The following is a 14,849-nucleotide window of genomic DNA, read 5'->3' as shown; positions in this document are numbered from 1 at the left end:
GTGAGGCGACCATGCTGTACCTGAATCTCATCCTCATCGGAGCAAGCATCGGCGGTGTGTACGCCTTGCTGGGCCTCGGCCTGGTGTTGATCTATCGCAGTTCCGGCGTGCTGAACTTCGCCCAGACTTCGATGGCGATGTTCTCGACATACGTCTATTGGGAAGTCACAACGCGCGCGCCGTTCCTGACGGTGTGGGGGGCGCTGCTCATCGCAGTGGCGTTTGGCGCCGGGCTGGGCGTCGGGCTGTACAAGACCGTGTTCGTGCGGCTGCGCGATGCTCCTCCGGTCACCCGCCTGATCGCCAGCGTCGGTGTCGCCTTCATCTTGCCGGCGCTGGCGCGCGTTATCTGGAGCGGCCAGAGCGACCACGGGATCCAACTCCCCGCTCCATTCGGAACCAAAGTGTTGCGTTTCGGATTCGCGGCGATCCAAACCGAGCAACTTGCCCTGGTCGTCGCGAGCATCGCCGTCGGAATCGGCCTGCACCAGTGGATGAAGCGCAGCGTAACCGGAATGGCGCTGCGCGCGGTAGCGCAGAACCGTCAGGCGTCACAGATGCTGGGCGTTCCCGAAGCGCGAATCTCGGCAACGGCGTGGGGAATCGGCGGTGCGCTCGCGGCACTCGCCGGAGTCCTGTACCTGCCACTGCAGTACCTCGATCCGAACCAGATGGCCACAATGCTGCCGGTCGCGTTCGCCGCCGCCCTCCTGGGCGGTCTGGTCAATCTCCCCATGGCGCTGATCGGAGGAATCGCGCTCGGCGCAATGGAAAGCCTTTTCCGCGGAATGCACGGAGTCTTCCCGCGTCTGGCGCCCACGATTGCTGCACTCGGCATCGTCGCATTCCTCCTGGCACGAATCGACCGCTTCTTCGTGACTCCGGCCGAACTGAAGGCCATTGAAGGCGAAGGAGCCGGCCGGTGAGCGCAGTGATCGAGGCGCCGGCGCCCGTCGACGCACCCACGCGGCCACACATCGTCGTACCTCGCTCGGTGAGTGGCGCCCGTAGTGCCGGACTGCCGATGGCCGTCACAGCCGCGGCTGTACTCGCGGCCGCTATCGCCGTGCCTTCACTTGCGGGGAACTACTGGACGTTCATCGCGACCTACTTCCTGATCTACGCCATGATCGGCCTGTCGCTGATCCTCGTGACGGGCTACGTCGGCCAGGTCACACTCATGGCCGGCACGGTCGTGGGAATCGGCGCCTTCACATCCGCCGCCGTTGAAACTCACTTCGGCTGGCCGTTCTGGGCTTCGATCGTCGCGGCCGGTGTTGCCACGCTGCCGTTCAGCCTTGCCGTCGGCTTTCCCGCCCTGCGATTGCGAGGGCTGTACCTGGCGATCGCAACGCTGGCCTTCGGCCGCCTGATCGAGGAGTTGCTGTTCCGAGGTTGGGATTGGTTCTCGGGCGGATTCGCCGGGGTTGCGGTCAAACGGCCGACCCTCGGGATCTCGTTCGAATCCGACACGCGCTACTTCTGGCTCGTTCTCTTCTTCTTCTGCCTCGTCGTAGCGTTCATGTTCAGTTTCAGTCGCTCCCGCATCGGACGCGCAATGCGCGCCACGCGCGAGAACGAACCGGCGGCGCAGGCGATGGGTGTCAACATCGTCAAGTACAAGATGATGGCGTTCTTCCTGTCCGGAGTGGTCGCCGGAATCGCGGGATCGCTGCAGGTTCACTTGGTCAAGTCGGCAACGCTGGATACCTACGGCTTCTACCTGTCCTTCATCGTGTTCATCATGGTCGTGATCGGGGGCGCGCGATCGATCTGGGGCGGAATCCTCGGCGGCTGGTTCCTCATCATCCAGACCGAGTTGCTGCGTGGAGTCGAGTGGCTCACGCGCTACACCGACATCGCCTTCGGAATCGGCGTCCTGTGGGTCGTTCTCTCGAACCCCGAAGGCCTTGCGGGGTTCTTCCGCGACCGGTGGCTGTGGGTTCGCGAGAAACCGAAATGGCGCGCGCTGGTCGCCGCCGGGTTCGCGACGGCCAACGTCGCGGTGATGTGGCTGATGATCCACTACGGCACGCAGAAAGGCGGCGCTTGATGTCGAGCGAGCACCTGTTCGCGTGTGCAGGCATCGACCTGTCCTTCGGCGGAGTGCGAGTACTGAACGGAGTTTCCCTGCACGTCGATGCGGGCGAAATCGTCGGCATCATCGGACCGAACGGCGCGGGAAAGACCACGCTGCTGAACTCGATCTCCGGGTTCGTCGCGCCCGACGCCGGACAGGCAACGTTGGACGGACGGGATCTGGGCGGGCTCCTGCCGTACGAACGCGCGGAGCTGGGCCTCGGGCGCACGTTCCAACAGGCACTGATGTTCCCGAGTCTCACTGTGCTCGAGAACCTGCTGATCGCGTCGCACCGCCACAGCCACCACGGTCTGTTCTCGCACACTCTGCGCCGCGCCGACGCGGTGCGCGCAGAACGTGCCGCCGTCGAGCGCGTCGAACACACGATGGACGTGATCGATCTCAGTCCGTACTTGGGAGCGAAAGCCGGAGCGCTTTCATTCGGGACACTTCGGATGCTCGAACTTGCGTGCCTGCTCGTGCAAACGCCGAAGTTCCTCTTGCTCGACGAGCCGGCGAGCGGGATCGCGCAACGGGAAGCCGAAGCGCTCGCTCCGCTTCTTAAGCGCGTCCGCGAGGAAACCGGAACCACGATGTTGATGATCGAACACGATATACCCCTGATTTCGGGCCTTTCGGACCGGATGTACGCAATGGACCTCGGGCGCGTCATCGCCGAGGGGCCGCCGCGAGAAGTTCTAGCCCACCCCGAGGTAATCGCCTCGTACCTGGGAGAGCAGGAAGAAGCGGCCCCGGCGCAGAAACCTAAATCCCGAAGCGCGCGCGCCGCGCGCTCTTCGGCACAAACCGCTGGAGGTGCGTCCAGGTGATTCCTCGTCGAACGCGCTCGGGTTACGACCGGCGAGTCGCATGCTTCGCCGTCGCGCTAGCGGCGACCTGCGCTCCTCTGCTCGCCACCGGACAGGCGCGCGCCGAGGACTCACCCACCACCGTCACCGCGTCGCTGGATGGGGAATCCGAAGCATACGGTCCACGACCGGCACCGTACTTCCAGCAACTCCCGATCAGGCTCACCGTCGGCCATACCTTCGCGACGGCCGCGAATTCGCCATATGGGGGTCACGCGATGTCGGCCGTGTTGAACGCCGGATACATCGAGGGACTGCTCAAGCCCGACGGCCCGTCGCTGTCGATTCAAAAGGCGGATACCGACCTCACGTCGCCGAGTCTTCCGCGCGATTTCGGTCCGCAGAACATGGTCGCCCAGGACGCCGGCGCGGCGGCGGTCGAAGGTGGCACGATCGAAGCACACTCGCGGCCCAAGCCTGAAAGCGTTGCCGACGCGTCCGTCGCGCGCGTCACGATCGGCAACGGCGCTGTGGTGGCGCGCGCCGTTCGGTCTCACTCCGGAGTAGACATCACCGAAGGAACCGCAGACGTTCCCGCAAGCGCCGTCTCGACGGCCTGGAGCGAGACGACCGGCATCGATATCGCAGGCGTCGTCAAGATCGCATCGATACGCCAGATCGCAAACGCGACCGCGACAGGAACCGAGGGCGGCGCTAAGGCCGACGCGCGCACCGAGATCGTCGGACTGGAGGTTGCCGGAACGCCGGCGGTTCTGGACTCCGACGGCGTGCATGCCTCGGGCCAGAACGCCCAGTTCTCGCTGGGGCGCTCGCCGGACCAAGCCATCGACGACGCTCTCGCCGGAGCCGGCATCACACTCAGACTGGTACAGGCGGCCACCGGCACGACCAAGGACGGGGAAACGGCCCAGGCCGACGCCGGCAGTCTGATCGTCACGGTTCTTCGTACGGTGGGCACGCCCGTGGAGGGCACGCCTCAACAGGACGCCGGCATAGAGATGGCTCTCGGCGGGGCGCACGTGACCGTGTCGGCGCGGCGTATCGAACCAATCACTCCGCAACGGCACCCGAACATCGTCCGGCGTAGCGAGATCATCGTCGTGCCACCGGTGGGTCCACCGCTCGAGTTGCCCGAGGAAGAAGTCGCCCCAGCGCCGGAAGCCGACGCGGCAGGCCCCGCCTTCCGGATCATCCGGGTGATGGTGCGCCACTTCCGGCCGGGACTAACCGCAGCGTTTCTCACCGTCCTGGTGGCCGGGATACTTGGTCCGCTGCTGGCCTTCCGGCGCAACCCAGTGGCTGCGGCGATCCTGGCAGCGCCGCACACCGGACGCCGCGCGTTCTTGCGCTACCTCGTGCGCGGCTAACGCCCGGGACTTACGCAGCAGGATTCACAGCACCCGCGCGCAGGAATGCGGCGCGCGGCCGTCCGGCCGCGCGCGAGCGTCCTATACGCCTGCGGACTTCTTCAGCTCTTCGACGGAGGAGAGCACACCGTCGGCCAGCGTGTCGATATCGGGAACGGCATCCCAGTCGCCGGTGAACCCGAATCCCATGATGCCCGACAGACTCGTTATCGCGACCGACAGAGCCATGGTTTCGGCGAGCGGCATGACGGGGAACGTGACCACCATGCGCGCGCCGGCCAGGTACAGCGAAACTTGCGGTCCGGGCACATTCGACACGATGGCGTTCGCGAAACGCTGGCGCGCGACCAACCTGGACGTCAGCGCGTGCAGTGTCGGCGGCGCCCAACGCCCAACGCCCATGATCGACGCCGCGCCTACGGCCTGCTTCGATTCCTTCAGATCGCGCGTAGCCGCGGTGATTTGCTTCAACCGTTCGGCGGGATCGATCGGTCCTACGGGAAGATCGACGAAGAACATCGAGATCCGGTTCCCGAGCGCCATTCGCTGCGAGATGTCGCGAGTCGAGATCGGCACCATCGCGCGCAGCCTCGAACCATCAGGCGGAGCCTCTCCGCGCTCGACCAGAAGACGACGCAACGCGCCGGCCGTTACCGCCAGGATGACGTCGTTGACTGTCCCGCCGAGCGCGTTCTTGATCTCCTTCGCATCGGCGACCGGAGCCTCCGCGGTCGCGAAACGACGGTTGGGTCCGATCGACACGTTGAAGGGGCTTCGCGGTGCCTGCCACGAGCCCGCGAGCGAACCGATTCCACCGAGAACTTGGCGCAGTTGCGCCGCCGCATCACGCGGTGCGCGCAACGCTCCCTGCGCGCGCTCGACCGCCGCCTCGACCGGGTGCGTCACCGAGTCCACGACCCAGTGGCGCATCAACTCGCTCAACGCCGTAGGGCGAGGTGTCCACGGCTCCGGCTCGACCGCGCGCGGCTCCGGAGTGAAGTCGAACAACACCGTCGCTATGTCTACACCGCTCATCCCGTCGATCATCGCGTGGTGGGACTTCCACAGAATCGCAACGTGTCCGTCCTCGAGCCCCTCGATCAAGTACATCTCCCACAAGGGCTTCGAACGATCCAATTGCCGCGACGACACCCGCTGAACAAACTCGTTCAGTTCGCGTCGGCCACCGGGTTCGGGCAGCGCCGTGCGCCGCAAGTGGAAGTCGATGTCGAAGCGATCGTCGTCCACCCACATCGGCCGGCCAAGGTTGTAGGGCAGGAACGCAACCCTTTGACGAAAGCGTGGGACAAGGTGAATCCGATGCAGGATCAGTTCGCGGATGTCCTCGATCGTGAGGCGTCCTTGCGGGCGCGTCGTTGGATCTAGAATCGCGACACCTGCAACGTGCATGTGAACCGCCGGCTTCTCCAAATACAGAAACTGCGCATCCATTGCGGTCAGACGGTCGGGCATGGCTCCCCCCTCGCTCGACTGTGTCAACAATGCCGTTATTCCAGGCGGTAGCGCAAGACCTACGCGGCGTTCACTCGGAACATCGCTGCCCCGTGCGGCTCGACCGTAACCGTGATGGCGCCCTCGACCCCACTCGCCGTCCCAGCCCAAAGGTCGTGGACATGGTACGAAGCAGCGGGCCCAAGTCCGAGTTGCGCCGCCGTCACGCTCATCTCCGCGGCGGCCGCTCCTCGGTTTAGAAGCACGACCGCGCGCCCGCCGTCGGCCAAGCGCTTACGCCACACCTCGTGGTCTCCGTCGTCGAGAATTCGCACGCCTTGCTCGCCCAGCGGGTCCTGATCGACGGCGATCACCTCTGTGTTGGTGAGGATGTTCAGGGTCTCATCCGGCATCGTGCGCAGATCGTTTCCGGCCATCAGCGGGGCGGCCATCATCGCCCACATGCTGAAGTGCGCGCGCCCCTCCACCGGCGTAACCGAGCCGACGCCGACCTCGAGCATGTCCGGGTCGTTCCACCCACCCGGTCCGGCGTACGGCGCGAGGTCCGCGTTCTGGTCGATGATCCCGACGATACTCTCCCAATTCGCTTCGATGTCGGGAGTTGTGCGCCACAAGTGGCCGGTGTTCTTGCCCCACAGCCAAGGATCACCCGATCCCCACGAACAGATACTAAACACCATTGGGCGTCCGGCAGCAGCGATAGCGTCGCGCATCATTGCGTACGCAGTCGCCTGGTTGAATCCGGCGCCGAGCCCTTTCGGCCAAACCTCCAAGCACGTCTGGATGCTCAGACCGACGGCCGAACACGCATACGGGATGTTGTCGACGTTCGCGAAGCACCAGTCGAACTTCAGGTAATCGATGCCCCAGGCTGCAAACGTCTTGGCATCCTGCTCGTAGAACCCGTAACTGCCGGGCAACCGCTGACACGTGAGCAAGCCGGCATCTTGATAGATCCCAATCTTCAAACCCAAGCCGTGCACGTAGTCGGCTAAAGCCTTGATTCCGTGAGAAAAGCGGATTGGGTCCGGCAGCAAGTTCCCGTCCGCGCCGCGAGCCGGAGCCATCCAACAATCATCGAGAACCAGGTACTCGTATCCGGCGCCCTGCAACTTCTCGGCCATTGCATCCGCCGTTTCCCGGATCAGATCCTCTGTGATGTCGCACCCGAAGGCGTTCCACGGATTCCAGCCCATCGGAGGCGTCTGCGCGAGTCCGTCGTCGAGCGCGTGGGACGCCGCCGGCGACGCCACCGGAAAGACCATCGCTGCCGCAGTGATGAGTATTGCGATTCGGCTCCGCATTGCTCCTCCTCGAACGCCTTGCATCAACACCAGTCGAAGCCGCCGAACTGCTCCGGCACGCGCGGGATCGTGTCCGAATACCCAGGCCGGCAGGCCAGGTAGGGTCCGCCCGACATCACGTCGATGATGTTGCCGGTCAACCAGAACGTCACCTTTTGGTCCGCGGCATTCGGGTCGCGGCGTGGGTCCTCGTGCGGGTCCCCGCCATCTTCGGCCGGCGGCACGTTGGCGTTCGGCGGCCGCAGGTTCCCCGAGTCCCAGAAGACCAGGGCCGACCCGTTCCACGGCTGGATCTCGTCATCGCCGTTCCGCGGAAAGCCTTGGAGCCCAAAGACTTTGTTATCGATCGACCAGTGACGTCCGGGCATCAAAGCCGTGTCCATGACGCGCGCGCCCACCGTGCGCGCCTCGACCTCGGCCGCGGAATTCGCGACTTGAAAGTCCCCGACCGCCGAGTGCATCAAGACTTGGTGCGCCGGCGTATTGGGATACGGATCCGATGTCATGTGCTGCGCGTAGCCGTCGGCTTCCGCCCGATCCCAGAGCATTTGCAGCAAGTCCATGACGATCTGCTGCTGCTGCTTGTCTGGGAACATCGTGTAGACGGCCGATGAATACGACGGAATATCCGGGTTCTCAGGATCGAACAGAGGACCCTCCCAGTCGACGGAGCGATTGAGCAGCGTGGAGTAGTTCATTCCGGTGACGCCGAGCGTGGCGCGCGTGAAGTCCACCGCGAGGGCCGTCAGCGCTCCGCCCATGATCCCGCCCTGGCTGTTGCCGTCGTAGAACAGTTCATTCGTGAGAAATAGCGGCTGCTTTTCGTCGTCCTGGAACGCCGGGTCGGTCGACAGCCCCTTCGAATGCGCCAGCGCGCGCCCGAGGTACAGGAAGTTCACGAACCCCTGCTGGGATCGGTCGGCCATCGACGGCATGTTCGAAGGATCCATCAGCGTCGCGACCGCATTTGCCAGGTCGTATCCGGCAAAGCCCATCCAGTTCGTCGCGCACGGCATGAAGTTGCGCTCGCGATCGCGGTCGGTCGATCCGCCGGTGGATTCGAAGCGACTCCCGAGCAACCCGTGACCGTACAGCGTGGGGTGGGCCGGGGCCTGGGCCGTGGACACACGTGGCACCGTGCACACGAACGGTACGTCGATCGTAGGGATCGCAGGGTTTTGCCTGGGCAATCCGTCGAGTCCGTACACGAAGCGCGCGCCGGGAATCGCCTGGAGTACTTCGCTTGGGATATCGCCCGTGTCGGCCTCCGCGGGCTGCGGAGGACGATCGAGGTAGTTCGGAACAGTGATCGTGCCCTCCACCTGGCGAAGCCGAGTCGAGTCCCCGTCCTTGGGGGTCACACGCGTGACCGCGAAGCGCGGCGCGACACCCTGGATCACGCCATCGGCGAGATCAACGTCGCCGAGCTGCGCGAAAGCGTCATCGCGAATGTGCAGAACGCGCTCACTGAGGTTGCGGCCGGAGGCAATGGTGAACTGCCATGCAAGGAACAGCGCCGAACGATCGAAGGGGTTGCCGCGCGCGCGCTCGGCCGTCTCGACCCGCCCGATGATTCCGCTCACTTCGGCGCGCCGGGATTCCTCAAACGTCGGGTCTCCGACCGGACCGACGGTGTTGTCGCGATACGCCGTGAACTGCGGACCCGCGGGAATGATGTTCCCCTGCGAGTCCCGCATGTCACGCAACGCCACGAGGTAAGTGTGGCCTTCCAAGAAGTTCACGGCCGGGCGAAGGATCAGCAGACGCTCGTCGCTGGTGGTCGCGGCGTTCATGTCCAACTCGGACCAGAACGGCCGGCGCTCACCGGTCGCAGCGTCGATCAGCAGAACCGGCGCGTCGACCGCCTCGTAACGACCGATGTCGGCCAAGTGATCGCGCGGGTCGTTGGGACCTCCGACCCCGGGAGCCACCAGATCCGCGGTTCCCCACGTCCGATGCAGGTCGATTCCAGGCACGAACGCCAAGACTGCCGACCCCGGAGAGAACCCATCGTTGCGATTCCACTCGGTCGGATCGATCGGCTTGCCGGCGATGCTTCGCGGCATCTCGGCCGCAAGGAAGTCGATCCTCCGGCCGGTCACGGCCGTGGGGTCGATCCGCGTGAAGCGGTCGTTGGGGAAGGGCAGCAAACACTGCGCGCGATCGAGCGGATCGCACGGAATCCGGAGCGCCCCGTCCAGCGACCCTGGGGCTGCGCCTGCGGACGTCGATGCAACCAGCAGCGCAACGGAAAGGAACCCCAACAGCAAACGTCGAACTCGGACCACGATCGCTCCCCTCAATCGGACCAGGTCCCTTTCGTTTCGACGCGCAGGCGCAGTTCCCTTTTCCCGATTTGTCACAGGTCAAAACCTTGCCGGCAACGAAGCCGTGGTCACGATCTGCCTCGTCGACGAAGCGGACTGCTACACGCGGACCTACAAGACCGTCGCCTGACGCAAGGCGGGCCCGGCCGCGGTGCCGAACTTCATCGCGCCGAGGCCGGGCCACGCCTGCGCCGCGCAAAACGGAATCGCTTGAGGACCACAGCTTCCGGTGGTCGCGACATGAACGCAGCATTGCAGCAGTCGCTCCTCGATCATCGTGTCGAGGTCCATGAACGGCTTCACGGTGATTCGCTTCACTCGGCGCGCAAGCATCTCACGGAGTTTGCGGCGGCCGCCCAGTGCGGATCCCGCGCGCCGCAAGAGCCCGCCCATGCCCAGATCGCACGCGCCGTCGACGACGGAGAGCATCCTTCGAATGGCCGGGTGCGTCAGCGAGGACTGCTCGCTCAGCAACCCCATCAGCGACTCCTTCGCAAGCGTCTGCAACTCGTCGCTCAAATCCGGATCCAGCATCCGGTTGCTCACCAGACCAAGGTTCGCCTTCAACTGGTCGTGGCCGATCAACCCCGTTAGCGAACGCCATGCCCCGTCGTCCATCCGAAACATGTAGCCGACCGCTGCGCAGTGCGGATGCGAGCACGGAAGCGCGGTGAGATCCCGCCAGGTGATCACATCGGACGTCTGTGGTCCCAGACGCCGCAAGACTCCCGTGGATGTCAGCCTGTCGCCGGAATCGATACGCGCGCCGCGTCCCGATCCGAAGGCCGGCTGGATGCATAGGCCACCCACGAACGCAGTATCGAGCGCGAGTCGAACGACGTCGCCTATCTCGTCGTCGTTTACTCCGGCGCGCGCAGTCATCACCAAGGTTGTGAACACTCCGGCATCGCTCAAGCGCCCGAGCGCACGTTGCTTGATGTCCCGCAGATCGCCGCCCCGATGGAAGCGATGAGTCGCCTCACGGAAGCCGTCGTGCTGTAGGTACACCTCGAGCCGTTGGTTGTGCCGCTCCAGGAACGACAGCAAGGCGTCGTCGCGCGCGATCGAGATCCCGTTTGTGTTCAGAAGGATCCGCGTGATGTTGCGCTCCATCGCGCGCTCCAGCAGATCGGTGAGTTTCGGGTGCAGCGTAGGCTCTCCGCCGCTCACCATGAGCACATCCAGATACCCGTCCTCCAGCGAGATCCGGCGATCGACGGCCGCGAGCACCTCGGAAACGTCGGCGAAACCCTCAAGGTCCGGCGACCCCGACGCGAAACAGGTCGGGCAGCGAAGGTCGCAACTGTCGGTGACATCGGCCAGCAGGATGCAGGTGTGTTGCGTTTGCATCTCGCCCAGACCGCGCGCGTAGCACGCCGGAACCGGATCGAAGTTCCCAGGGGTGTCCGGGGTGTGACGCTTGGTCGGCGCCGTCCACTCCTCCAGGTAGTCCAGGATCGCAGCGTCTTGTTGATAGAGCGTTGCGATTCGCCCGTGCTTGGGGCACCCGCGCACGAGCCAAACGCGGCCGTCTTGCTCTGACAGGTAACCGCTGAGGCGCGCGACTTCTTGCAGAGGAAGCGCCGGGTTCTCCTCGTGACAGCGAGGGCAGAAGGCGACTACATACCGACGGATTCGGTCCGCACGAACAGGAGGCCCTCCCACTGCTAAGCCTCCACCGGGGCCGGCGCGCGCCCGGGGGCCGGCGCGCGCCCCCTTCGATATGCGCCACGGCGTACCTGCCGCGCGAAGTATCCAAGAAGAACCGGCAGGGTGCACAAGAGAAAGACCTGCGACCCCGAAAGCCCGAGGGCGAAACGCGGATTCTCGCGGACGAACTCCACGGCGAACCGGAACATCCCGTAGCAAAGCAGGAACACCTTGAACAGCTCTCCCGGAACGGAGACGCGGGAACGCATCCACCGCAGCAACCCGAAGAGCGCCACCAGAAACGCGATCTCGTAGAGGAACGCCGGGTGCATCGGGTGACCCGTCGCGCACGCCGGGCACGACGGGATTCGCGACGCGATACTCGGCGAGGGCAAGATCCCCCACGGCATCGAAGTCGGAGTTCCGAGCGGTTCGGTAAGGAAGCATCCGATGCGACCGACCGCAATCGCCAGCGCGGCGGCCGGCGCAAACAGGTCCCCGGTCTTCTCGCGGTACCCAACAATGCGCTTGGTCAGCAGCACGCCGAAATAGGCTCCGGCGAGTCCACCCAGGACGCTCTTGCCGCCGTACAGCCACAGCCCGGCGAACGACGGCTCCGGATCTCCGGCCAAATAGCGCCATCCCGCGCTCAGCCTGGCGAACACCGCACCGGTGAGCAGTGCCCCGAGGACGAGCCACCACATGCGCTCGTCCCGGAGTCCTCGCCGGCGCGTCTCCCACCAAAAGACGATGATCCCGGTGGCAGCCCCGAGCACAACGAACACGTCGTGCGTCGGAACCGAAACCCCACCGACGTGAAACGCAACCGGGAACACAACTGCCTCAGTTCGACATCTGCGAAATGATCGAAATACAGATCCCGCCTGCGACAAGGACGACGGCACCCATGATTGCGAACGCCAGGAGCACTCTGCGCGACCTCTCCTTCATGACGGCCTCCCCTTCTCACGGCTCCCGCGCGCGCGCGCGGTCACCTCTTCGACGCGACGACCAACACGCGGCACCACAGCCGGAACGCGCGCCCGATAGGCCGCGTGCTCTTGCGGGAACTCCTCAGCGAGCAAACGCTCTTCTCGTCGGATCTTGACGACCGCGGCCGGGAGCACGACAACCGCGAAAACCATCGCCCACGTCCGGTACAGCAGCAGCGCTCCGAGCGCTCCGAGCGCGATCCCCACATACATCGGATGACGGACCACGCGATACGGACCCGACGCGACGAGGCGGTGTCCGGCGTACAACTCGGATCCCAACGCGCCGGAAACGTTGTACATGTCTCCCAGCGCGCTGCGTCCCCACGTATACAAACTCCATCCCGCCGCGATCAGACAAGTGCCCGCGCACAATGCGACCGCGCGCGCCGCCACCGAAGGATGCACCGGCAAAGGCCGCCACAACACGACACACACGACTGCATACGGCACGGCAGATAGCGCCCACGCAATGCGCGCGCCTACCCGCCGCGCAAGTCCCGACGCGCGCGCGCGAGAACGCCCTCGAGCACGCGCCGTCACTACGCCGGACACCGCGAGCGCGACGGCGAACCCCGCGGCGACTACCGCGCGCGCGACTTCCTCGGCCACGTCGATCACGAAGGCTCCGGTTGCGCGGCGGCGCGCGCGTGCGTCATGACTTCGGAGGCAATCAGTTCACCGTCGAACGTTTGGAACAGACAGATCGGAACCTTTCGAACGCGCCCCCTCCGAGGCCGGATGCGGATCACCTTGATCACCGACAGCGGCAGGAGCCACAGGCCGACGACCACAAGGGCTATGGAGAGCGCAATGCCGGGAGTAAACGCAACGACGGCGGCGAACAGCGCGACCGCCGCCGGGAGTCGAGTCGGGAGAACAGCCCAGGCGACGCCGATCTCTTGGATGTCGGCGAACGGAAACTCCAGTGCCTTCCGGCCGGCAGGCAGGAACCCGAGGATGCTGCGAGGAGCGTCGATTCGAAGGCTTGCCGGGGTCACACTAATCCGCACTTGCATATAGAAGGTGAGGCTGTTGCTAAGAAGAACCGAATTCACAAGGTGCCTCCTGAGCCCCGCAAGGCCGCCCTCCAGTGTCGCACCATGGTCGCACGAAGGACCAGGGCCTTACCGCAGGCGGGCACCCGGACAACCGAAAGACAACCCCCGAGCATCTTTTGAAGGTCGCGCGGCAGGAGAACGCCGGCGCGCGCCGAACCCACTGTCGTTCGGTCAAGCCGCCGCGGCTGGGTGAGCGTTCCCGCGGCGGCTTTCATGAGAGCTGACGCGGGAGCACGGACATCATGAACATGCCCAACCGCTTGAGACGACTTCTTCCGGCCGCAGCGGCCGTGATCGCCCTAGCCGCGACGTCGGGACCGGCCGCAGGCGATCCCCCTGCTATCGGCCAGGCGGGACGCCATTTCGTGGACGAGACCGGTCGCACCCGCATCCTTCACGGGATCGCGTTCACATACAAGGAGCACGGCTCCGAGGAGTTTTCGGCCGAGTTCGACGAGGACGACGCCGCATTCCTAGCCCAGAACGGACTGACTCTCCTGCGCCTGGCCGTCTTCGCCTCCGGCGTCATGCCGGCGCCGGGCGTGTTCGATCCGGCGTACGTCGACGGCATCGGGGACATCGTGGACGTCGCAGCCGAAGCCGGACTCGATGTCATCGTGGACTTCCATCAGGATGTCTACGCCAACAAGTACAACGGCCGAGGAATGCCCGACTGGATGGGAGAGGACGACGGCGTGCCGGTCTCACCCGACACCGGGAACCTCGCAGCCAATTACTTCGCGAATCCGTCGGTGTGGCGCGCGTTCGACAACTTCTGGATGAACGCGCCGGCCGATGACGGAGTGCCACTGCAAGAGCACTTCGCGCGCGCGTGGCGCTACGTCGCAGAGAAGTTCGCGAACCACCCCGGCGTGATGGGCTTCGAGATCATGAACGAGCCGTTCCCCGGATCACAGTGGACCACGTGCGCGAGTCCGGCCGGGTGCCCGGCGTTCGACCAACTCATGCTGACCGAGTTCTCAAAGCGCATCGGCAAAGCAATCGCGGAGGCCGCGCCCGACAAGTTCGTGATCTACGAACCCAACGTGACGTTCGACTTCGGGGCCGACACCTACCACGGAGACATCGTGGTGCGGCCCGCCGCATTCTCGTACCACGTGTATTGCCTGGGCCTTCAGTTCGGGACTCCGCCCACCGGCGATCTGGCATGCGAGGATCTGGGAGAGCGCCCACAGTTCCGCTCCGCGGCCAAGCACGCAGACACCTACCAGGTTCCACTGATTCTCAGCGAGTTCGGTCACTTCACAGCCGGGAAGGACGAAGACGTCAGCGGCGTGATCGATCGGGTTGCCAATCTGGCAGCCGAGATCGGTTCGAGCTGGACCTACTGGGACTACGCGATCGGCAACCCGCAAGGCGCCAAGCCGTACGGCTCCGCCGAGATCCTCAAGGATCTCCGCAGACCTCCGACGGAGGACAACTTGATGACCGAGCGCGTTGACGCAATCGTGCGCGCCTACCCGCGCGCGGTAGCCGGAACGCCGACCCACTACGCGTGGGATTCCGCGACGAAGACCTTCACCCTGGAGTACACGCCGGCGCGCGCCGACGGATCGGGGTCCTTCGGCGCCGGATCGATCACCGAGGTCTTCGTGCCCGCGCGCCGGTTCCCCGACGGCTACTCGGTAGAGGTGACCGGAGCGAGCGTCGTCTCCGCCCCCGGCGCTCAGATCCTGAAGCTCGCGCTCGACGAAGCAGCGGATGGCGTGACCCTCACGATCACGCCATCCGGGAACTAGAACCG

12 protein-coding genes are annotated in these 14,849 nt (G+C 65.1%); 5 read left to right on the top strand and 7 right to left on the bottom strand.

Annotated elements, in window-relative coordinates:
• Window positions 1-11 precede the first annotated feature (11 nt).
• From WDA27_02605 to WDA27_02590, 4 genes are read left to right on the top strand one after another with little or no spacing between them, the layout of a single operon-like run.
• Window positions 12-926 carry a branched-chain amino acid ABC transporter permease gene (locus tag WDA27_02605; protein MFA5889837.1) on the top strand — a complete coding sequence of 305 codons (915 nt, stop codon included), beginning with the start codon at window positions 12-14 and terminating at the stop codon, window positions 924-926.
• Entirely contained in the window at window positions 923-2,053 is a 1,131-nt protein-coding gene (locus WDA27_02600) for a branched-chain amino acid ABC transporter permease (protein ID MFA5889836.1), read from the top strand. The genes WDA27_02605 and WDA27_02600 overlap by 4 nt, the downstream gene beginning before the upstream one ends.
• Complete coding sequence (locus WDA27_02595) at window positions 2,053-2,910, top strand: ABC transporter ATP-binding protein (GenBank protein ID MFA5889835.1); 858 nt, start codon at window positions 2,053-2,055, stop codon at window positions 2,908-2,910. The genes WDA27_02600 and WDA27_02595 overlap by 1 nt, the downstream gene beginning before the upstream one ends.
• Entirely contained in the window at window positions 2,907-4,277 is a 1,371-nt protein-coding gene (locus WDA27_02590) for a hypothetical protein (protein MFA5889834.1), read from the top strand. Before WDA27_02595 ends, WDA27_02590 begins: the two co-directional genes overlap by 4 nt.
• Window positions 4,278-4,358: 81 nt before the next feature.
• Here the strand turns inward: WDA27_02590 and WDA27_02585 are convergent, their stop codons facing one another.
• The 7 genes from WDA27_02585 to WDA27_02555 all read right to left on the bottom strand — a co-directional run bounded on the left by WDA27_02585 (window position 4,359) and on the right by WDA27_02555 (window position 13,081).
• Window positions 4,359-5,750 carry a wax ester/triacylglycerol synthase family O-acyltransferase gene (locus tag WDA27_02585; protein MFA5889833.1) on the bottom strand — a complete coding sequence of 464 codons (1,392 nt, stop codon included), beginning with the start codon at window positions 5,748-5,750 and terminating at the stop codon, window positions 4,359-4,361.
• A gap of 59 nt (window positions 5,751-5,809) precedes the next feature.
• On the bottom strand, window positions 5,810-7,054 hold the full coding sequence (locus tag WDA27_02580; protein MFA5889832.1) for a glycoside hydrolase family 27 protein: 1,245 nt from the start codon (window positions 7,052-7,054) through the stop codon (window positions 5,810-5,812).
• A gap of 23 nt (window positions 7,055-7,077) precedes the next feature.
• Complete coding sequence (locus WDA27_02575; protein ID MFA5889831.1) at window positions 7,078-9,342, bottom strand: hypothetical protein; 2,265 nt, start codon at window positions 9,340-9,342, stop codon at window positions 7,078-7,080.
• A 150-nt stretch (window positions 9,343-9,492) separates the two neighbouring features.
• Window positions 9,493-11,046 (bottom strand): radical SAM protein, encoded by a 1,554-nt coding sequence (locus WDA27_02570; GenBank protein ID MFA5889830.1) that lies wholly within the window; start codon window positions 11,044-11,046, stop codon window positions 9,493-9,495.
• Between the two features lie 2 nt (window positions 11,047-11,048).
• A complete protein-coding gene (locus tag WDA27_02565; protein ID MFA5889829.1) occupies window positions 11,049-11,867 on the bottom strand; it encodes a prolipoprotein diacylglyceryl transferase family protein in 819 nt (272 codons plus the stop codon).
• Window positions 11,868-11,978: 111 nt separating this feature from the next.
• The gene (locus WDA27_02560) at window positions 11,979-12,644 is read right to left on the bottom strand and encodes an isoprenylcysteine carboxylmethyltransferase family protein (protein MFA5889828.1); all 666 of its coding nucleotides are present in this window, start codon (window positions 12,642-12,644) and stop codon (window positions 11,979-11,981) included.
• Window positions 12,641-13,081 carry a hypothetical protein gene (locus WDA27_02555; protein ID MFA5889827.1) on the bottom strand — a complete coding sequence of 147 codons (441 nt, stop codon included), beginning with the start codon at window positions 13,079-13,081 and terminating at the stop codon, window positions 12,641-12,643. The genes WDA27_02560 and WDA27_02555 overlap by 4 nt, the downstream gene beginning before the upstream one ends.
• A 263-nt stretch (window positions 13,082-13,344) precedes the next feature.
• On the opposite strand from WDA27_02555, the gene WDA27_02550 reads away from it, so the two are divergent.
• Complete coding sequence (locus tag WDA27_02550; GenBank protein MFA5889826.1) at window positions 13,345-14,844, top strand: cellulase family glycosylhydrolase; 1,500 nt, start codon at window positions 13,345-13,347, stop codon at window positions 14,842-14,844.
• Window positions 14,845-14,849 lie beyond the last annotated feature (5 nt).

It is taken from the genome of Actinomycetota bacterium (genome assembly GCA_041658565.1).
Lineage (GTDB): Bacteria > Actinomycetota > AC-67 > AC-67 > AC-67 > JBAZZY01.
This window is presented reverse-complemented; position numbering and strand designations above follow the sequence as displayed.